This window comes from Rubrivirga litoralis (assembly GCF_031846415.1).
GTDB classification, from domain to species: domain Bacteria; phylum Bacteroidota; class Rhodothermia; order Rhodothermales; family Rubricoccaceae; genus Rubrivirga; species Rubrivirga litoralis.
In genome coordinates this window covers 20,410-40,644 of record NZ_JAVRHT010000008.1, presented here as the reverse complement: position 1 = coordinate 40,644, position 20,235 = coordinate 20,410, and the positions used below count along the sequence as shown (strand labels likewise).

At 74.6% G+C, this 20,235-nt stretch carries 14 protein-coding genes; 11 read left to right on the top strand and 3 right to left on the bottom strand.

Features of this window, described 5'->3' with window-relative positions; translation table 11 throughout:
* Positions 1-28: 28 nt before the first annotated feature.
* The 3 genes from RM540_RS04970 to RM540_RS04960 all read right to left on the bottom strand — a co-directional run bounded on the left by RM540_RS04970 (position 29) and on the right by RM540_RS04960 (position 3,512).
* Positions 29-841: an EcsC family protein gene (locus RM540_RS04970; protein WP_311662436.1), complete on the bottom strand. Its 813-nt coding sequence runs from the start codon at positions 839-841 to the stop codon at positions 29-31.
* 63 nt (positions 842-904) lie between these two features.
* Complete coding sequence (locus tag RM540_RS04965; protein WP_311662435.1) at positions 905-2,575, bottom strand: sigma-54-dependent transcriptional regulator; 1,671 nt, start codon at positions 2,573-2,575, stop codon at positions 905-907.
* 184 nt (positions 2,576-2,759) lie between these two features.
* Positions 2,760-3,512, bottom strand: a complete 753-nt coding sequence (locus tag RM540_RS04960) for an arylesterase (RefSeq protein ID WP_311662434.1) — start codon at positions 3,510-3,512, stop codon at positions 2,760-2,762.
* Between the two features lie 322 nt (positions 3,513-3,834).
* Between RM540_RS04960 and RM540_RS04955 the strand changes: the two genes are divergently transcribed.
* The 11 genes from RM540_RS04955 to RM540_RS04905 all read left to right on the top strand — a co-directional run bounded on the left by RM540_RS04955 (position 3,835) and on the right by RM540_RS04905 (position 20,143).
* Positions 3,835-4,551 carry an ABC transporter ATP-binding protein gene (locus RM540_RS04955; protein WP_311662433.1) on the top strand — a complete coding sequence of 239 codons (717 nt, stop codon included), beginning with the start codon at positions 3,835-3,837 and terminating at the stop codon, positions 4,549-4,551.
* A 125-nt stretch (positions 4,552-4,676) separates the two neighbouring features.
* Complete coding sequence (locus tag RM540_RS04950) at positions 4,677-7,229, top strand: ABC transporter permease (protein WP_311662432.1); 2,553 nt, start codon at positions 4,677-4,679, stop codon at positions 7,227-7,229.
* Positions 7,230-7,638: 409 nt separating this feature from the next.
* A complete protein-coding gene (gene tgt / locus RM540_RS04945; RefSeq protein ID WP_311662431.1) occupies positions 7,639-8,772 on the top strand; it encodes a tRNA guanosine(34) transglycosylase Tgt in 1,134 nt (377 codons plus the stop codon).
* 343 nt (positions 8,773-9,115) lie between these two features.
* Positions 9,116-10,387 (top strand): 4-hydroxy-3-methylbut-2-enyl diphosphate reductase, encoded by a 1,272-nt coding sequence (locus RM540_RS04940; protein ID WP_311662430.1) that lies wholly within the window; start codon positions 9,116-9,118, stop codon positions 10,385-10,387.
* Positions 10,388-10,455: 68 nt separating this feature from the next.
* Complete coding sequence (locus RM540_RS04935) at positions 10,456-14,556, top strand: PAS domain S-box protein (protein ID WP_311662429.1); 4,101 nt, start codon at positions 10,456-10,458, stop codon at positions 14,554-14,556.
* A gap of 3 nt (positions 14,557-14,559) precedes the next feature.
* Positions 14,560-15,015 carry a response regulator gene (locus tag RM540_RS04930; protein ID WP_311662428.1) on the top strand — a complete coding sequence of 152 codons (456 nt, stop codon included), beginning with the start codon at positions 14,560-14,562 and terminating at the stop codon, positions 15,013-15,015.
* Positions 15,012-16,094: a hybrid sensor histidine kinase/response regulator gene (locus tag RM540_RS04925; RefSeq protein WP_311662427.1), complete on the top strand. Its 1,083-nt coding sequence runs from the start codon at positions 15,012-15,014 to the stop codon at positions 16,092-16,094. The genes RM540_RS04930 and RM540_RS04925 overlap by 4 nt, the downstream gene beginning before the upstream one ends.
* A gap of 224 nt (positions 16,095-16,318) precedes the next feature.
* On the top strand, positions 16,319-17,713 hold the full coding sequence (locus tag RM540_RS04920) for a dipeptidase (RefSeq protein WP_311662426.1): 1,395 nt from the start codon (positions 16,319-16,321) through the stop codon (positions 17,711-17,713).
* Between the two features lie 62 nt (positions 17,714-17,775).
* Complete coding sequence (locus RM540_RS04915; protein ID WP_311662425.1) at positions 17,776-18,054, top strand: nucleotidyltransferase family protein; 279 nt, start codon at positions 17,776-17,778, stop codon at positions 18,052-18,054.
* Positions 18,055-18,167: 113 nt separating this feature from the next.
* On the top strand, positions 18,168-18,500 hold the full coding sequence (locus RM540_RS04910; RefSeq protein ID WP_311662424.1) for a ribonuclease toxin HepT-like protein: 333 nt from the start codon (positions 18,168-18,170) through the stop codon (positions 18,498-18,500).
* Positions 18,501-18,895: 395 nt separating this feature from the next.
* Positions 18,896-20,143, top strand: coding sequence for a L,D-transpeptidase family protein (locus tag RM540_RS04905; protein ID WP_311662423.1), 1,248 nt, complete (start codon positions 18,896-18,898; stop codon positions 20,141-20,143).
* The last annotated feature ends 92 nt before the right edge of the window (positions 20,144-20,235 follow it).

Genomic DNA, 20,235 nt, shown 5'->3' with positions numbered 1-20,235 from the left:
GGGGCGGGGCGGCTGTCCTGCCCCCGGTCTACAGCCGCTCCTTCCGCTCCAGGTACAGCGCCCGGCTGAGCATGGCCGCCGCCTGCGCCGTCTGGTCGGTGAACCAGTAGTTCACGCCCGCCCCGACCGCCGCGCCCGCGATCGGGATCGTCTGGGCCAGCTTCTGCGCGCCCAGGTTCTTGGCGATCTCGCGGGGGACGTGCCCGAGCTGCTCGCGGAGTGTCCCGTCGGCGCGGCGCCCGCGGTAGCCGCCGCCGTCGACCGACGCCGCGGCCACGGCCAGCTCGCGGCGCACGTCGGACTTCGCCTCGCGGCTCCCGGACGCCGCCACGTTGAAGATGCCGACGACGAGCGGCAGGTAGCCCGGCCCCTTCAGCGGGAACCCATAAGCCGCCGCGACCTGCTGGATCAGGCGGAAGTTGACCGTGAACAGGACCGGCACGTCGGCCGCCAGCAGCAGGCCGCCGCCCAGGCCCGCCCCGCCCCCGGAGAGCGCGGCGAGAACCGCGTTCTGCGACGTGAACGACCGGGCCAGCGCGTCGAGCCGGTCGAGCGGCTCGTCGCGCAAGTCCTCGACGGACTCGGCTTCGATCCCGACCGCGCGCGCCTTCTCCAGAACCTCGGCCTCGTCGTAGGTCCAGGCGCTGGCGTCGTTGAGGGCCGCGAGCGCCTTCGTCAGCGCGTCCGTGAGCGCGTCGACCACGGCCTCCGGCACGAACTGGTCGAACGCCCAGTCGACCGGCCGCATGGCGAACCCGAGCGCCTGCTGGAGGAACGTCTCGCCCCGCTCCCAGCGGTCGATCTCGCGGAGGACGGTGCGATCGTAGTCGGTCAGGCGCATGGGTGCTGTTTCGTGTTGCGTAGGGTCGAGGTGCGCTACGCAGCACGAGACGCGCAACACGCACTATTCGGTCGAAATGTCGTACTTCTTGAGGAGCCGGTAGAGCGTCGCCCGGCCGATGCCGAGCTCGCCGGCCGCCCGCTCGACGTTCCCCTCGCAGATCGCGAAGGCCCGCTCGACCGCCTGGCGCTTGAGGTCGTCGAGCGGGACGATGAGGTCGTCCGGCGCCAGGGCCGCTATACCGTCCACCCCGCCCCCGGGTTGCGCCTGCGGCGCGTCCTGCGGCGTGGCTGACGAGTGCGCCTGCGGCACGCCCTGTTCCGCCCCGCCCCGCCCGTACACCTCGGCCGGGGGCGGGGTGGCGAACCCGGCGAGCGGGGGGAAGTCGCCCGGCCCGCCCTGGCCGTCGCCGGAGGGCGCGGGCGGGGCGGCCGGCTCGGCGGGCGCCGGGGCGGGAGACGGAACCGCGGGCGGGGCGGCGGGCGCGGGCGGGGCGGCGACCGGCGCAGCCCCGGCGCGCTCGGCCCACGGACGGATCGCGTTGGGGCCGTTGATGAGCAGGTCTTCCTCCTCGATCTCGTCGCCGTCGGCGATGAGCACGGCCCGCTCGACGGTCGACTTCAGCTCGCGCACGTTGCCCGGCCACCCGTAGTCCAGGATCGCGCGGACGGCCGCCCCGCTCAGCCGCTTCCCCTTAAACCGCGGGTACGCCTCGACGTAGTCCTCGAGGAAGCCCTGGGCCAGGAGCAGCACGTCGTTGCCGCGCGCGCGGAGCGGCGGGAGGGCGATCGGGAACTGGAAGAGCCGGTAGTAGAGGTCCTCCCGGAACGTCCCCTTGCGGACCATCTCGAGCACGTCCTTGTTGGTCGCCGAGATCACGCGGCACTCGAACGTGATGGTGCCCGCCCCGCCCACGCGCGTGATCTCGCGGTTCTGGAGCGCGCGGAGCAGCTTGGCCTGGAGCCCGAGGTCGAGCTCGCCCACCTCGTCGAGAAAGAGCGTCCCGCCGTCGGCCTGCTCGAACTTGCCGATGTGGCGGGCATGGGCGCCCGTGAACGAGCCTTTTTCGTGGCCGAAAAACTCGCTCTCCATGAGCTCGGCCGGGATCGCCGCCGAGTTCACGACGACGAACGGGCCGCGCTCGGGCTTGCCCGGGAGCGGGTCGGCGTTAAAGTGGATGGCCCGGGCGACGAGCTCCTTGCCGGTCCCCGATTCGCCCTGAACGGCGACCGTTAGGTTGCCGCGGAGCGTCTTCTGCACGAGCTGGTAGACGCGCTCCATCGCCGGGCTGTCGCCGACGATCTCCTCCATCCCATACTTTTTGGCGACCTCGGCGCGGAGCTGCTCGACCTCGCGGGCCAGCCGCACGCGGTCCTTCAGCCGCTTGACGACTGTGTCGAGCTTGACGAGGTCGTCCTGGCCCTTCGTGATGTAGTCCGTCGCCCCGCCCTTCATGGCCTCGACGGCCACGTCGGCCGTCCCCTGCGCCGAGATCATGACGACGGGCAGGTCGGGCTCGAACAGCTGGAGCCGGCGGAGCGTCTCCATGCCGCCCAGCCCGGGCATCATGATGTCGAGGAGCACGAGGTCCGGGCGGACCCGGTCGAGCGCGTCGAGCGCGTCCTCGCCCGAGTGGAACACGTGGACCTCGTGGTCCTTGGCCTTGTCGATCCGGTACGAGAGGAGGCGGGCGTAGTGCCGGTCGTCGTCGACGACGAAGAACCTGGTGGTCACGGGCGGGGCGGGGCGGTGGAGGCCCGGTATCGGCCGCCCCGCCTCCGAGTCAAGGGCGGGGCGATTTCCCGCGGCGTGGCGGCCACCCCGCCCCTACGGCTCTGCCATGCGGCTCCTGCCGGGCGGGGCGGACGCTGTCGTCGGCCGAGACGCCCCTCTTCTGGAGCAGGAGAGGCCAGGGGCGCTAGCCTGCCTCGTCGTACTCGGCCTGCGCGAGCGGGACGACCGTCTCGCCGACCGTCCGCGCGATGATCCGCTGGCCCTCGGGCGTCGGGTGGACGCCGTCGGCCTGGTTGAGGCGCGGGACGCCGGCCACGCCGTCGAGGAGGAAGGGGACGAACGCGGCGTCGTACTGCTCGGCGACGTCGGGGAAGACGGCCCGGAAGCGGTCGGCGTAGTCGGCGCCCATGTTCGGGAGCGCCTCCATGCCGGCGACCACGACGCGGGCGCCCGGAGCCGCCTCGCGGACGTGGTCGAGGATGCCTTCGAGGTTGTCGCGCATGGCCTCCGGGTCGATCCCGCGGAGCCCGTCGTTGGCCCCGAGCGCGAGCACGAACACGTCCGGCGTCGTCTGGCGGAGCGTCCACTCGATGCGGCCGAGCCCGCCGGCCGAGGTCTCCCCGCTGTTGCCCGCGTTGACGACGCGGACGGGCACGCCGGCCTCGGCGAGTTGGGCGCCCACGAGGGCCGGATAGGCGTCCTCGTCGGGGCGCGCGAGCCCGTAGCCGGCGGTCAGGCTGTCGCCGTAGAACAGGACGGTCACGGTGTCGGAGTCGGCACGGACGCCGGCGAGGGGGACGTCGGGCGTGGTCCGCGAGGGCGGCGTCGCGGTCGCGCCGGGCGGGGCGGGCGCGTCGATGGCGCGCGTAGGCGCGTCGTCCTGGCAACCGGCGGCGGCCAGGACGACGAGGGCGGCGAGGGCGGGGCGGAGGACCATGCGGAGGGAGTTTCGGAGTCCACCCGAACGGGCCGGGCCGGTTCCGCCGTGCGCGGCGGGCGGGCGGGGCGGGAGGAGAAGAGGAGGGGACGAGAGGAAGAAGAGAGGAGGAGAGGCGGAGTCCGGGCGGGGCGGGACCCGACCCGGGTGGGGCGGCCGGGAAACGCTCTGCCCTTCTTCTCCTCCCCGACCTCTTCTCCTCCGTTCTCCACGGGCGGGGCGGTGAACTCGGCGCGCAGGGCACCGTACGGACGGGCCGCGCGCGTTGCGTCGGCTCCTCGCCGCCCCGCCCGGCGCTCCCCCCACCCCGCCCTCTCTTGCCGTGGAAGGCCCCGTCCTCTCCGTCCGCGACCTTACCAAGACGTTCACGAGCGGCGGCCGTCCGTTGACGGTCCTCGACGGCGTCTCGTTCGACGTGGCCGCCGGCGCCACGTGCGCCATCGTCGGGCCGTCGGGGAGCGGGAAGACGACGCTGCTCGGGCTGGCCGCCGGGCTCGACCGGCCCACGCGCGGGACCGTCCGGCTCGTGGGCACCGACCTCGGGCCGCTCGACGAGGACGCCCGCGCCGCGCTCCGCTCGCGGTCGGTCGGGTTCGTGTTCCAGGGCTTCCGCCTGCTCCCCACGCTGACCGCGGCCGAGAACGTGGCCGTCCCGCTCGAGCTCCGCGGCGAGGGCGGGGCGGCGGCGACGGCCCGCGACCTCCTCGACCGCGTGGGCCTGGCCAACCGGGCCGGCCACTACCCGTCGCAGCTGTCGGGCGGCGAGCAGCAGCGCGTGGCGCTCGCGCGCGCCTTCGCCGGCCGCCCCGCCCTCCTCTTCGCCGACGAGCCGACCGGCAACCTCGACGCCGAGACGGGCGCCCGCGTCGAGGCCCTCCTGTTCGACCTCAACCGCGAGGCCGGAACCGCCCTCGTCGTCGTCACCCACGACCCCGAGCTGGCCGCGCGCTGCGAGCGGACCGTGAGCCTCCGGGGCGGCCACGTCGTCGAAGACACGGCCCGCCCCGCCCCCGACGTTCGCCCCGCCCGCGTCGCGTGAGGCGGGGGGGAACCCGTCGGGCGGGGTGGTCCCGCCCTGCCCCTCCTCGCTCCGCCCAACTGCGAGGGCGGGGCGGGGCACGCACTGACCGACCGATCGTCCTGACCCACTGACCCACCGACTGCGTGGCCCTCTCTCCGTTTCGATTCGCCTGGCAGGACAGCCGCGGGATGCGGCGCCGGCTCGTGCTCTACGTCTCCGCGATGGCGCTCGGCGTGGCCGCGCTCGTGGCCATCCGCTCGTTCGGGATCAACCTGGAGCGGGCCGTGGCCGAGCAGTCGAAGGAGGTGTTCGGGTCCGACCTGGAGGTCCGGCGGAGCGCGGCGTTCCCGGACTCGACGGCGGCGCTGCTCGACTCGCTCGAAGCCGAGACCGGCGCCACCGTCGTCCGCGAGGTGTCGTTCCCGTCGATGGCCCGGTTCCCGGCGTCGGCGGGCGGGGAGGGCCGCGCGCGGCTGGCCCAGGTCCGCGCGCTCGATGGGCCGTACCCGCTCTACGGCGAGGTCCAGACGACGCCCGCGGCGGCGGCCGAGCGGATCGGGCGGGGCGGCGGGGCGCTCGTCGACGCCACGCTCCTGCTCCAGATGGACGCCGCCGTCGGCGACTCGGTCCAGGTCGGCGGGCGGGCCTACCCCATCGTCGGGCGCGTGGACGGCGTGCCGGGGCAGGCCGAGATCGCGAGCCTCGTCGGCCCGCGCGTGTACCTCCCGCTCGCCGAGGTCGACTCGACGCTGCTCGGGTTCGGGAGCCGCGCGCGCTACGCGGTCGGGTTCCGGTTCCCCGACGCCGAGGCGGCCACGCCGGGCGTCGCCTCGCGGCTGGACGACTACGAGGTCCGCTACGAGACGGCGGGCGAGGAGCAGCAGGAGATCACCGAGGCGTCGGGGTACCTCACGCGGTTCCTGTCGCTCGTCGGGTTCGTGGCGCTCCTGCTCGGCGGAATCGGCGTGGCGTCGTCGGTGAGCGTGTACGTGGGCGAAAAGGCCGAGACCGTCGCCACGCTCCGGTGCCTCGGCGTGTCGTCGGGCCGCGTGCTCGCCGTGTACGCGCTCCAGGCGCTCGCGCTGGGGCTGGTCGGGGCCGTGCTCGGGGCGACGCTGGGCGTCGGCGTGCAGCGGCTGCTCCCGCTCGTGCTCCAGGGGTTCTTGCCCGTCGACGTGCAGAACGACGTCGTGCCGCGGGCGCTCGTCGAGGGACTGGGCGTGGGGCTCGTGACGGCGCTCCTGTTCGCGCTCCTCCCGCTCGTCGGCGTCCGCCGCGTGCCGCCGCTCCGGGCGCTCCGGGCCGACGCCCGCGCGGGCGGCGTAGACCCGCTCCGGTGGCTGCTCGTGGCGCTCTTGGTCGCGGCCGTGGGCGGGTTCGCCTACCTCCAGACGCAGTCGTGGGGCGGGGCGGCGGCGTTCGTGGGCGGGACGGCCGCCGTGTTCGCGCTCCTCGCGCTCGCGGCCGTGGCCGTCCGCGGCGTGCTCCGGCGCGTCGTCCGGCCCGGGCTCCCGTACGCGTGGCGCCAGGGGCTCGCGAACCTGTACACGCCGGGCAACCAGACGCTCGTGCTGCTGCTCACGATGGGGCTGGGCGTGTTCCTGGTCCTCGCGCTGGCGCTCGTGCAGCGGTCGATCCTGGAGCAGGTGGCGGTCCCGACCGGCGACGACCGGAGCCCCGACGTCATCCTGTTCGACGTGCAGCCGTCGCAGCGCGACAGCCTCCGCGCGCTCGTCGAGTCGCAGGGGCTCCCGGTGATCCAGGAGGTCCCGCTCGTCCAGATGCGGATCGCGGCGGTCGACGGGGTCCCCGTCGACACGCTCCTGGAGACGGCCGACGACTCGTTCGCGGGGACCGAGGGCGGGCCGGAGCGGTGGACGCTCACGCGCGAGTACCGCTCGACGTACCGGACGCACACGGTCCCGACCGAGACCGTCGTCGCCGGCGCCTTCGAGGGCACGGCGCCCGAGGACGCCGACGTCGTCCCGGTCTCGATCGAGGCCGAGCTGGCCGCCGACCTAGACGTCGGCGTGGGCAGCCGGATCACGTGGAGCGTGGGCGGGGCGGACGTCGAGAGCGTGGTGACGAGCCTGCGCGACGTAGACTGGGCGCAGGTACAGCCCAACTTTTTCGCCGTCTTCGCCGCCGGCCCGCTCGACGCGGCGCCGCAGACGGCGATCGTGCTCACGCGGGCGGGCTCACCGGAGCGGAGCGCGCGCGTCCAGTCGGCGGCCGTCGAGGCGTTCCCGAACGTGTCGGCCGTCGACGTGCAGCTGGTGCTGTCGCTGATCGACCGGGTCCTCGCGCGCGTGGCGTTCGTGCTCCGGTTCATGGCGCTGTTCGCGGTCGCGACCGGGCTCGTGGTCCTCGCCGGCGCCGTCCGCGTGGCGCTCGGGCAGCGGACGCGCGAGGTGGTCATGCTGCGGACGCTGGGGGCCAGCCGCGCGCAGGTCCGCCGCATCCTGGTCGCCGAGTACGCGCTGCTTGGCGTGCTCGCCGCGCTCACGGGCGGCGTCCTGGCGCTCGCTGGGGCGTGGGGGCTGGCCGCGTTCGTGTTCGAGATCCCGTTCCGGCCGGACCTCACGTGGCTCGGGTGGGCGCTCGTCGTGGTCCCGCTCCTGACGGTCGCGGTCGGGCTCTTGGGCAGCCGGGGGGCGCTGCGGCAGCCGCCGCTGGCCGTGCTCCGCTCGGAGTAGGCCGCCCCGCCCGCTTGGGGCGGGGTGGGGGCGGTGTCGGCTCTGGGGCGCCCGGGCTCGGGCGACTCGCCGTGCACCGCCCCGCCCTTTGGGGTTCCCTCTCCCCGTGGGAGAGGGACAGGGTGAGGGGCGTTCGGGCGGGGCGGACGGCGAATGCCAGACGAACCCGTGTTAGGCCGTCGGAGCGCCGTGCCTGCCCGTCCACCACCCCTGTCCCCTCCTGACCAGGAGGGGGACTCCTCCCACCCCGCCCCGCCCGGTTTGAATGCGGGTCACGCAGACGACCGCCCCGCCCAGACGCCCCGCCGTGCGCGGGCGGGGCGGCGTGTTTCGCGCGGCCTTGCCGGGGGCGGGGCTGTCGGGGCCGTACCCTCGGCGTCCACCCCGCCCCGCCTTGGGGCCTGCTTCCGTGCCCCTCACGTTCGAGCTCCAGGCCACGTGCCCCGACACCGGCGCCCGCGCCGGCCTCCTCCACACCGACCACGGGACGGTCGAGACGCCCCGGTTCATGCCGGTCGGGACCGTGGGCAGCGTGAAGGCGCTCGCCCCGCGGACGCTCCGCGAGCTGGGCACGCAGATCCTGCTCGGCAACACGTACCACCTCGCGCTGCGGCCCGGCCGCGAGACGCTCCGCGCCCTCGGCGGGCTCCACCGCTTTATGGCGTGGGACGGGCCGATCCTGACCGACTCGGGCGGCTTCCAGGTGTTCTCGCTCGCCGGCCGCCGCGACGTGAGCGAGGACGGCGTCACGTTCCGCAGCCACCTCACCGGCGACAAGCTGTTCTTCTCGCCCGAGACCGTCGTCGACGCGCAGCGCGACATCGGGTCCGACGTGATGATGGTGCTCGACGAGCTCACGCCGGCGACCGTCGACCGCGCCGAGGCCCGGCGCGCGAACGCCCGGACGGTCCGCTGGGCGGGGCGGGCGTTCGCGCACGCCCGGGCGACCGCCCCGCACTACGGGCACCACCAGGCGCTTTTCCCCATCGTCCAGGGCGCCGTCTACGCCGACGTCCGCCGCGAGAGCGCCGAGGCGCTGCTCGACCTCGACGCCGAGGGCTACGCCATCGGCGGGCTCTCGGTGGGCGAGGCCGCGCCGGTCATGTACGACATGGTCGAGGTGACCAACGAGGTGCTCCCCCAGAGCCGCCCGCGCTACCTCATGGGCGTCGGGACGCCCCAGAACCTGATCGAGAACGTGGCCCGCGGCGTCGACCTCTTCGACTGCGTGATGCCGACGCGAAACGCGCGGACGGGCTCGCTCTTCACGACGGCCGGGCTCGTCAACATCAAGAACGCCCGGTGGGCCGAGTCGGCGGAGGCCGTCGACGCCGGCCTCGACGGCTACCACAGCCGGACGTTCTCGAAGGCGTACCTCCGCCACCTCACGCTGGCCAAGGAGCCCCTGTTCATGGAGATCGCGAGCGCCCAGAACGTCGGGCTCTACCTCTGGACCATGCGCGAGATGCGCGCGGCGATCCTGGAGGGCCGGTTCCCCGCGTGGCGCCGCGAGTGGGCGGGGCGGCTGGCGGAGAAGGCGTAGGGCAGCGGAGGTCACCGCCCCGCCCACGCCACGGGCGGGGCGGTCGCCGTAGCGGCGTTGTATGCAACGCCGTCGGGCCGCAGCGTCCGGGCAGGGCGGCACCCACCCCGCCCACGGCACGGGCTGGGCGTGTTGAGACCGCCCCGCCCCGCCCTGGGCGCGGGCGGGGTGGGACACGCCGAGACCGCCCCGCCCGCACCGCGTAGGGGCGGGGTGGCGCGTTCTGCACGCCCGCCCGCGCCGCCAATTCTCTGCGGAGCCCGCCCCGCCCCGCCCGCGCGCAGACCCTCGGGCGGGGTGGGGCCGTTGGGCCGGGTACTTTGCCGACCCCGCCCGCTACCGGATGGCCCGCCAGTTCGACGTCCCCGACTTTTACCGCAGCCCCGTCGTCAGCCGCGTGAAGGCGGCGCGGCGGGCGGCCGACCCGCGCAAGCGCGACCTCTCACCCAGCGTGCTCGACTTCGGGCCGCTCCGCGTCAAGCTGGCCCGGCACTTCGGGTTCTGCTTCGGGGTCGAGAACGCGATTGAGATCGCGTACCGGGCGCTCGACGAGCATCCCGAGAAGGCCGCAGCCGGGCGCGTGTTCCTGCTGTCCGAGATGATCCACAACCCCCACGTCAACGAGGACCTGCAGGCCCGGGGCGTCCGGTTCCTGCGGACGACGACCGGCGAGCAGCTTATCCCGTTCGACGAGCTCGGGCCGGACGACCTCGTCATCATCCCGGCCTTCGGCGCCCCGACCGACGTCATGGACGCGCTCGCGGTGCAGGGCGTGGACCCGCTCGCCTACGACACGACGTGCCCGTTCGTCGTCCGCGTGTGGAAAAAGAGCGCGCACATCGGCGAGCGCGACTACACGGTCGTGGTCCACGGCAAGCGGAACCACGAGGAGACGCAGGCCACGTTCAGCCGCGCCGCCGCCCAGGCCCCGGTCGTCGTCGTCCGCGACGAGGCCGAGGCCGAGGACCTGGCCGCCGTCGTCGAGGGCCGCCGCGACGCGGCCTTTTTCGCCGAGCGCTTTGCCGGGCGGACCTCGGACGGGTTCAACCCCGCCCGCGACCTCGCCCGCCTCGGCGTCGTCAACCAGACGACGATGCTGGCGACCGAGACGGCCGCGATCGCCGAGCGCCTGCGGCAGGCCATCGTCGCCCGCGACGGCAGCGACGACGCGTTCGCCGACACGTCGGACACGCTGTGCTACGCGACCAAGGAGAACCAGGACGCCACGACGGCCCTTATCGCCGACGGCGCCGACCTCGCGATCGTCGTCGGTGGGTACAACTCGTCGAACACGTCGCACCTCGTCGAGCTGTGCGAGGACGCCGGCCTGCCGACGTTCTTCGTCCGCGACGCCGACGAGTTGGTGAGCCCGCGGCTTATCCGCCACTTCGACTGGCGCACCAAGCAGACCCGGGAGACGCGCGACTGGCTCCCGCTCGCCGCCGAGGGCGGGGCGGGGCGGGGCGGTGGGCGCCCGCTCGACGTGCTCCTGACCGCCGGCGCCTCGTGCCCCGACGCCCTCCTCGACGACGTGGTCCGCCGGCTGCTCGGGTGGTTCCCCGACGCCCGCCCCGCCGAGGAGGCCGTAGCCCCGTTCGCGGTCGAGGCCGCGTAGGGCACCTCCCCGCCCGCCGTTCTTGGGCGGGGCGGCCGCTAGCTTCCTGACCGCCTGGAGCCCTCGCCATGCCGACCGACCGGCCGTCCCCCCCCGCCCCGCCCGCCCCCTACGCGGCCCCGGTCGCCGCCGACCCGCTCGCCGACGCCGACCGGCTCGCGGCGCTCGCCGCGACGGGCCTGTTCGAGCCGGGGACCGACCCCGCCCTCGACCGGCTCGCGCGCGTGGCGCGGGGTGCCCTCGGCGGCGCGTCCGCGATGGCCTCGCTGCTCGGCGCCCAGCGCCTGATCGTCAAGGGCCACGACGGGGCGGACATCGACGTGGAGGCGGTCGTCGACACGATCTGCCAGCAGACGGTCGCACGGGGGACGCCCCTCGCCGTCTCCGACACGACGACGGACCCCGCCTGCCGCGACCTCCCTCCGGTCCGCGACGGCGGCGTCCGCGCCTACCTCGGCGCTCCGATCCGGGACGCGGGCGGGGCGGTCGTGGGGGTGCTCGCCGTCTACAGCGCCGAGCCCCGGGCGTGGACGGCTGCCGACGTGGGCTTGGTCGAGGACCTCGCCGGCGCCGCCGCGGACGTGATCGCCGCGCGGGCCACCGTGCAGGAGCGTGGGGAGCGCCACCAGGAGGCGCAGCGCCATAGCGAGGTCCTGTTCCGGTCCCTGTTCGACGGCGTCTCGCAGCTGACCGGGCTGCTCGCCGTCGACGGCACCGTCGTCGAGGCGAACAAGACGGCCCTCCGCTTTGCCGGAGTTCGGCGCCAGAGCGTCGTCGGCCGGCCGCTGTGGGACGTGCTCTCGCTCCCCGCCGGGACGGAGCGGCGCCACCGCGACGCCGTCGCCCGAGCGGCCGCCGGCGAGACGGTCCGCTACGAGGAGACGGCGTGGGACGCCGAGGGCCGCGAGCGCGTGCTCGACGTGACGCTCAAGCCGGCGCTCGGAGAGGCCGGGCTCCTCCTGCTCGAAGGCCGCGACGTGACCGAGACGGCCCTCGTCCGGCGGCTCCAGATCGCCATGATGGCCGGGCTGGCGGGGACGTGGGACCTCGACACCCAGGCGCGGACGGTCCGCGCGAACGGGGGGACCGACCTGCTGTTCGGGCTCGACCCGGCGCGGGGGCCGCACCCGCTGGCCGCCTACCTCGACCGCGTCCAGCCCGACGACGCGGCCACCGTCCGCAGCGCGATCGAGGCGGCCGCCGCGTCCGGCGGCGGGTACGAGGCCGAGTTCCGCGTCGTCCACGCCGACGGCGACGTCCGGCACCTCCACTCCCGAGGGGCCGCCGTGGCCGGCGCCGACGGCCGGGCGGGGCGGATCGTCGGGGCCGTCGTCGACGTGACCGACCAGCGGCGCGAGGCGGCGGAGGCGGCGCGGACGGCGGCCGAGCTCCAGATCGCCCTCGACGCGGCGCACATGAGCCGGTGGGAGCGCGACCTCGACGGCGGCCCGGTCCGCCAGGACGCCCAGGTCCGCGCGACGCACGGGCTCCCGCCCCGCCCCGCCCTGACGACCGTGGATGAGTTGGAGGAGATCGTTCCCCCCGATGATCTGGCCCGGATGCGGGCGGCGTACCGGGCCGTGGCCGAGAGCGGCGGCCGCCTGGACGAGGAGTACCGCGTGCGGCGCCCCGACGGCGTGCGGTGGGTCCGCGTGGTCGGCGAGGTGGTCGGCGAGGGCGGGGCGGGGCGGCTCGTGGGCGTGGCGTGGGACGCGACGGCGGAGCGCGAGGCGGCCCGCGCACGCCGGCAGGGCGAGGAGCGGAAGGCGCTGCTCCTCGACCTCCTCCAGCGGCAGCGCGGCGTGGGCGACCCCGAGGCCATCCTGGCCGCGGCGGCCGAGGCCGTCGGCCGGCACCTCGGCGCCCACCGCGCCGGGTTCTTCGCCGTGTCCGACGACGACACGATCGACCTCGTCGCCGGCGCGGCGTGGAGCGACGGGACGCTCGCGCCCCTCGCCGGCTCGTACCCGGCCGCCGGGCTGGGCGCGGGCTACCTCGCCCGCGTCCGCGAAGGCGAGGCGCTGGGCGTCGCCGACGTGGAGGCCGACCCGCTCACGGCGGACTCCGTGTTCCTGGAGGACGGCGTGCGGTCGGGGATCGGGGCGCCCGTCCTCCGGGCGGGGCGGTGGGTGGCCGGGCTCTACGCGAGCCACGCCGAGCCGCGGGCGTGGACCGACGACGAGGTGGCCCTCGTCCGTGAGGTGGCCGACCAGACGTGGGACGTCGTCGAGCGCGCCCGCGCGCAGCGGGCGCTCCGCGCGAGCGAGGCCCAGCTGAGCGCGGTCCTCGACGCGCTCCCCGTCGGCGTCATCATCGCCGACGCCGACGGGCAGATCGTCCGCGACAACGCCGCCAACCGCGAGATCTGGGGCGCCCCGCCCGAGACGCCGACGTGGGAGGCGTACGACGAGTGGGTCGGGTACTGGCCCGACTCCGGCCGCCGCCTCACCCCCGACGAGTGGGCCATGGCCCGGGCGCTCATCGGCGGCGAGACGGTCCGCGGCGAGCTCGTCGAGATCGCCCCGTTCGGGGGCGGGCCGCGCCGCCAGGTCCTCAACAGCGCGGCCCCGGTCCGCGACGGGGCCGGCCGCATCGTCGGGGGCGCCGTGGCCCAGCTCGACGTGACCGCGCGGCTGGCCGACCAGCGGGCGCTCCGCGAGAGCGAGGCCCGGTTCCGCGCGCTCCTCGACGCGACCAACGCGGTCGTCTTCATGAAGGACATGGAGGGCCGGTACACGCTCGTCAACCAGGCGTGGTCGGACCTGTTCGGCATCCCGTCCGAGGACGTCGTCGGGCGGACGGACCGGGACCTGCTGCCGGCCGGCGACGCCGAGGCGTTCGCGGCCAACGACCGCCGCGTGATCGAGACCGGCCGGCCGCTCCAGTTCGAGGAGGCGACCGAGGTCGACGGCGAGACCTGGACGTACCTCTCGGTCAAGTTCCCGCTCCGCGACGCGGGCGGGGCGGTCCGCGCGGTCGGCGGGATCTCGACCGACATCACCCCGCTCCGCCGGGCGACCGAGGCGCTGGCCGCGAGCGAGGCCCGGTTCCGGGGGACGTTCGAGAACGCGGCGGTCGGGATCGCCCACGTCGGGCTCGACGGGACGTGGCTCCGGGCCAACGACCGGCTCTCGGAGATCGTCGGGTACGACTCGGAGGAGCTCCTCGGCCGCACGTTCCAGGACATCACGCACCCCGACGACCTGGGCGCCGACGTGGAGCAGTTCGAGGCCCTCCTCCGCGGCGAGCTCGACCACTACCAGACCGAGAAGCGGTACGTCCACCGCGACGGCCACACGGTGTGGATCAACCTGACCGTCGCGCCGAGCTACGCGCCCGACGGCGCGATCGACTACGTGATCTCGGTGGTCGAGGACGTGACGGCCAAGCGGGCGGCCGAGGACGCGCTCCGCGCGCTCGCCGACGAGCTCGAGGACCGGGTCGAGGAGCGGACGGCCGAGCTCGCGCGCTCGAACGCCGAGCTCGACCAGTTTGCCTACGTGGCTTCGCACGACCTCAAGGCCCCGATCCGCGCCATCGACAGCCTGGCGACGTGGATCGCCGAAGACGCCGGCGACGTGCTCCCGGAGGGGTCGGCCCGGCACCTCGCGCTGCTCCAGGCCCGGGCGGGGCGGATGGAGCGGCTGCTCGACAGCCTCCTCGGGTACTCCCGGGCGGGGCGGTCGGAGGCGGCCCCCGAGTCCGTCGACACGGCCGCGCTCACGCGCGACGTGGTCGAACTGGTGGCCCCGCCCGGGGGCTTCGATGTCCGTCTCGAAGGCGCCTTCCCCGTCGTCTGGACCGCCCGCGCCCCGCTCGCGCTCGTGCTCCGCAACCTCGTCGGCAACGCGATCAAGCACCACGACCGGCCCGACGGCCGGGTCACGGTCTCGGCCCGCACGCTCGGCGGGGGCGGGGCGGGGTGGGCCGAGTTCACGGTCGAGGACGACGGGCCGGGCATCGCGCCGGAGTACCGGGACCGCGTGTTTGGCTTGTTCCAGACGCTCCGCCCGCGCGACGAGGTCGAGGGGAGCGGGATGGGGCTGGCGATCGTTAAGAAAACGGTCGAGAGCCGGGGCGGCCGGATCGTCGTCGAGGCGGCGGACGGCGGCGGTGCTAGGTTCCGGTTCACGTGGCCGCTCACGGCCATCCCCCACCCCGCCCCCTAGACCGTGGAAGTCAGCGGCGTCACCCTCCTCCTCGTCGAAGACGACCACGTCGACGCCGAGGCCATCCAGCGCGCGTTCCGGCAGCACCGGATCGCCAACCCGTTCGTCGTCGTCCGCGACGGGGTCGAGGCCCTGGCCGCGCTCCGCGGCGATCCCGGCGCGCCCGAGGTCCCGCACCCGCACGTGGTGCTCCTCGACATCAACATGCCGCGGATGAACGGGATCGAGTTCCTGGAGGCCCTGCGGGCCGATCCTGGGCTCTCGCGGACGGTCGTGTTCGTGCTGACGACGAGCGACCGCGAGGAGGACAAGGTGGCGGCCTACGACCACCACGTAGCCGGGTACATCCTGAAGAGCCGGGCCGGCGCGGACTTCCTCGAGGTCGTCAAGCTGCTCAAGGTGTACTGGCGGCTCATCGAGTTCCCGCCCGACGTCGGCGCCGCCCCGGCCGTGCCATGACGGACCCGGTGGACGTCCTGCTCATCGACGACGACGAGGTCGACCGGGCACGCGTGCGGCGGCTCCTCGACGGCGCCTACGCCGTGCGCGAGGCGTCGACGGCGGCCGAGGGGCGGGCGCTCGCCGAGGCCACCCCGCCCGACCTCGTGCTCCTCGATGTCCGGCTCCCCGACGCCGACGGCCCGACGCTGCTCCCGTGGTTCGTCGAGCGCGGGCTCCCGGTCGTGATGCTGACCGGCGTCGAGGACGCCGAGGTTGTCGTGGAGGCCATGCAGGGCGGGGCGGCCGACTACCTCGTCAAGGGGCGGATGGACGCGGGCACGCTGGGGAAGGCGACCCGGGCCGCCGTCGAGACGGCCGCGCTCCGGCGCGAGGTGGCGGCGCAGCAGGCGCGTCTGGCCGAGCAGGCGGCGGCGCTCGAGGTGGCCAACCGCGAGGCCCGCGAGCTGGCCGCCGCGCTCACGCTGGCCGAGCAGGCCGAGCGCCGGCGGATCTCGTCGCTGCTCCACGACCACGTCCAGCAGCTCCTGTTCGGCGCCCAGTTCTCGGTCCAGGCCCTCCGGCGCCTGGCGACGGACGACCGGGCCGAGGCCGACCTCGACCGGGCGCACGACGCGCTCGCGCAGTCCATCGAGGCCACGCGCACGCTCACGCTCGACCTCACGCCCCCGGTCCTCGACGACGAGGACTACAGCGTGGCCCTGCGGTGGCTGGGCGACCACGTCGAGCGCCAGCACGGGCTGGCCGTCGACGTGGTCGCCGAGGGCTCGGCCGTCGTCCGGCGCCGAGAGGTCCGCGTGCTGCTCACCGAGCTCGTGCGCGAGCTCTTGTTCAACGTCGTCAAGCACGCCGGGACGGACCGCGCGCGGGTCCGGCTCGACGGCCGCGATGGGACGATCGCGGTCTCGGTCGAGGACGGCGGCGCCGGGTTCGACCCCGCGCTCCTTGATGGGGCCGGGTTCGGGCTCTACAGCGTGCGCGGGCGGCTCGAGCTGCTGGGCGGCCGGCTCGACCTGGAGTCGGTGCCCGGCCGCGGCACGCGGGCGACGATCGAGATCGCCCAGGACCCCGACGCGTAGCGAGCGGCGAGCGGCAGATGCCCACCCCGCCCCACGGCGGGCGGCAAGATCCTGTAGCGGCGTTGCATGCAACGCCGTGGCGACGAGCGGGGCGGCCACGGGCGGGGCGGCGCCCGTCCAGACCGCCCCGCCCGCCCCTCGGCGCAGGCCGCGCGGGCGGGGCGGGGCGGCACCGCAGCGCGGGCGGGGCGTACGGGACGGACCTCTCCCCCACCCCGCCCCCGATGGACTCCGCCCTTCAGTACGCCCGCGACCACGCCGACCGCTTTGTCGAGGAGCTCAAGGCCTGGCTCCGCATCCCCTCCATCTCGACCGACCCCGAGCACGACGCCCAGACGCGGCGGGCCGCCGACTGGCTCGCCCAGAGGCTCCGCGACGCCGGGCTCAAGACCGTGGACGTCCTGGAGACCGGGTCGGCCGAGAGCCCGGGCCACCCCGTCGTCTACGCCGAGCACCACGTCTCCGACGACGCGCCGACCGTCCTCGTCTACGGCCACTACGACGTCCAGCCGCCGGACCCGCTCGAGCTGTGGGACCAGGACCCGTTCGAGCCCGTCGAGGTCGACGGCGACCTCGTCGCGCGCGGCGCGGCCGACGACAAGGGCCAGGCGTTCATGCACGTGAAGGCGGTCGAGGCGTACCTCCAGTCCGGCGACGGCCTGCCGGTCAACCTCAAGATGATGGTCGAGGGCGAGGAGGAAAACGGGTCGGTCCACCTGGCGCCGTTTATCGAGGCCAACCGCGACCGTCTCGCGGCCGACGTGGTCCTGGTCAGCGACACGGCCCTCTTCGCGCCGGGCGTCCCGTCGATCGCCTACGGGCTGCGCGGGCTGGCCTACGTCGAGGTCGAGCTCGAGGGACCGGCGCGCGACCTCCACTCGGGCGTCTACGGGGGCGGGGTGGAAAACCCGATCAACGCGCTCGCCCGGATGATCGCCGACCTCCACGACGACGACCACCGCGTCACGGTCGAGGGCTTCTACGACGACGTCCGCGAGCTGACGGACGAGGAGCGGGCCGGCTTCCGCGAGCTCCCGTTCGACGAGGCCCGGTGGCAGGAGGAGGCCGGCGTCGAGGCGACGAAGACGGAGGCCGGCTACAGCGTCTTGGAGGGCACGACGGCCCGGCCGACGCTCGACGTCAACGGCATCTGGGGCGGCTACACGGGCAAGGGCGCCAAGACCGTGCTCCCGTCCAAGGCGACGGCCAAGATCTCGTGCCGCCTCGTCCCGGACCAGACGCCGGACGACATCACGGAGAAGCTGCGGCGCCATTTCGAGACGCACGCGCCGGAGACGATGCGGCTCACGTTCCGCAACCTCCACGGCGGCCACGGCGCGATCGTCGACACGTCGGCGCCGGCGATGCAGGCGGCGGCCGAGGCACTCGAAGGCGTGTTCGGGCAGCGGCCGCACTTTACGCGCGAGGGCGGGTCGATCCCCGTCGTCGCCGACTTTAAGCGGCTGCTCGGGCTGGACACGGTCCTCATGGGGTTCGGCCTGGACTCGGACGCGATCCACAGCCCGAACGAGCGGTTCGGGCTCGACCGCTTCCACCAGGGGATCGAGGCGTCGGTGCGCTTCCTGGACGCCTACGCGCGGCAGGCGGAGGACCGCTAAGCCGCCCCGCCCCGCCCGCGGAGGGCGGGGTGGCGCCGCAGGTGTATTCTCATGAGGTGAGCGTGACCGCTGACCACATCGACACCGCCGCCCGCATCGCGCGGGACTTTGGGGCCACACGCGTGGTCCTGTTCGGGAGCGCTGTGGACCACCCCGCCCACGCGCGCGACCTCGACTTGGCCGTTGCGGGCGTGCATGGCTGGGCGTTCTACAAACTCGGTGCCCGCCTCGACCGGACCCTTGGTGTTCCCGTCGACCTCGTTGCCCTGGACCCCCCCACGCCCTTCTCGCGTCGTATCGAGGGGGCGGGGCGGGTCCTATACGACGGGCATATCGGGTGAACCGGGACCGCCTCATCGAACAGGTCGAGTTTGAGTTCGACGCCCTGCACGGCGTCGTGCGCGAGATCTAGGACCTGCTGGACGAGGCGCAGTCAGAGGATCCGGGCGTCCGCATGAGCACGGTCGTCGGAGCCTTCATGCAGCAGTTCTACAACGGAATCGAGAGCGTGCTGAAGCGGCTCTGTCAGTACCACGGTGTTCCTCTGCCCGAGGGCGAGCGGTACCACGCAGACCTCGTCAGTCTCTTCGGCCCAGATCACCCTCCCTCGTTGCCCCAGGTCTTGGACCACGACCTCTTTGCGGACCTGGAGCCCTTCCGCCAGTTCCGCCACGTGTTCCGAACGTCCTACGGTTTCCAGTTGGACTGGACCCGGTTCGCGCCTGGAGCCGCCGCCGCACCGGGCGTTCTAAAGCGGTTCGAGTCGGCGGTGCGATCCGTCCTCTAATACGGGATCGCTGAGTTGGTGAGGCGCTCGCCACCCCGCCCGGCCCGAGACCCCTCACCCTGGCTGCGCCGACGCTGCGCGGTGTCCCTCTCCCGCTGGGAGAGGGGACCTCGTAGGGCGGGGCGGCGCGAGACCGATGCGTAGCAAACTGTCAGAGCCGGTCTAACGGTGGAGCCGCGGTATTTCCACAGGACCACCACACGACGGTTTTACCGTCCTCCTCGCCGCGCGAAGTGATCCCGCACCGCCCGCTGAGGGCGGGGTGGCGCCGCCTGCTCTGCCGATCCCCCGCCCCGCCCGCTGACGTAGGGCCGCCCCTCACGCGCGGCTCCGGGCGGGGCGGCGAACGGTGGAGCCGGTGGGGCGTCCAACGGCCGCTCACCTCCCCCCGCCCCATGCCGCAGACCCTGCTAGCCTCGCCGTCCGCCCGGACCGCGAAGCGCCTCCCCGCCCTCGCCCTCCTGCTCGCCCTGACCGTCGCCGGCTGCCAGTCGGGAGGCGCCGACGTCGACCCGGCCGCCCCGCCCACGACCGACGAGCGGGGCGGGGCGGACGCCGCCGTCACGACGACCGGCGACGACACCGTGCCGACGGACCTCGAAACGTCGCGGTACGTCGGGCGGGGCCGTGCGCAGGCCGGCGTCGACACGACGGGGCAGGCGGACGCCGCGCGGTCGAACCCCGAAACGCTGGACGACGTGGCCTCGGCCGACTGGTCCGGCCCGCTCTACCTCCCGCTGGGCGGCGACGTCGAGGGGCCGAGCGTGGTCAAGCTCCAGGTGCTCCTCGACCGCGCCGGGTTCTCGCCGGGCCAGATCGACGGCCGCTGGGGCGACAACACCGAGCTCGCCGTCGCGTGGCTCCAGAAGGTCGAAGGCCTCAAGACGACAGGCATTGTCGACGCGGCTACGGTCGAGGCGCTCGCGCGCCGCGCCGGCTCGCCGTCCGAGCTCGCCACGACCCGGCAGCTGACGGCCGACGACGTGGAGGGGCCGTTCAAGACGATCCCCAGCGACGTCTACGAGCGGGCCGAGATGGACAGGCTGGGGTACGAGTCGCTGGGTGAGAAGCTGGGCGAGGAGTTCCACGTCGCGCCCGAGCTCCTCGCGCGGCTCAACGACGGCGCCGACCTCGACGGGCTGTCGGCTGGCGACGAGCTCCTCGTCCCGAACGTCCTGGACGAGCCCCGCTCCAGCGGCGACGTGGCGAGCCTGGAGATCTTCGGCGAGTCCGGCTACATCCACGCCCTCGATGCCGACGGCAACGTCCTGTTCCACGCGCCCGTCGTGGTCGGGTCGAGCTACGACCCGTCGCCCGAGGGCGAGTTCACGGTGACGAGCGTCACGCGCGACCCGTGGTGGCACTACCAGCCGTCGATCCTCGCCGGCGTCCCCGACGACCTCCCCGACGCGCGCCTGCCGCCCGGCCCGAACAACGCGGTCGGCGTGGTGTGGATGGCGCTCTCGAAGGAGCACTACGGCATCCACGGCACAAAGGCGCCGGAGACGATCGGGTACGCCTCGTCGGCCGGGTGCGTCCGCCTCACGAACTGGGACGCGAGCCACCTCGCCGGCCGGGTCTCGGACGGCACGCCGGTCCGGTTCCGCGACGAGTCCGCGCAGGGCGACGTGCCGAGCGTGTAGCCGCCCCGCCCGCGGCTCGGCCGCCCCGCCCATTTCCCGCGCGCCGCGGGCGGGGCGGGGACCCCGTCGCGCGGGCGCGGGGTACGGCGGCT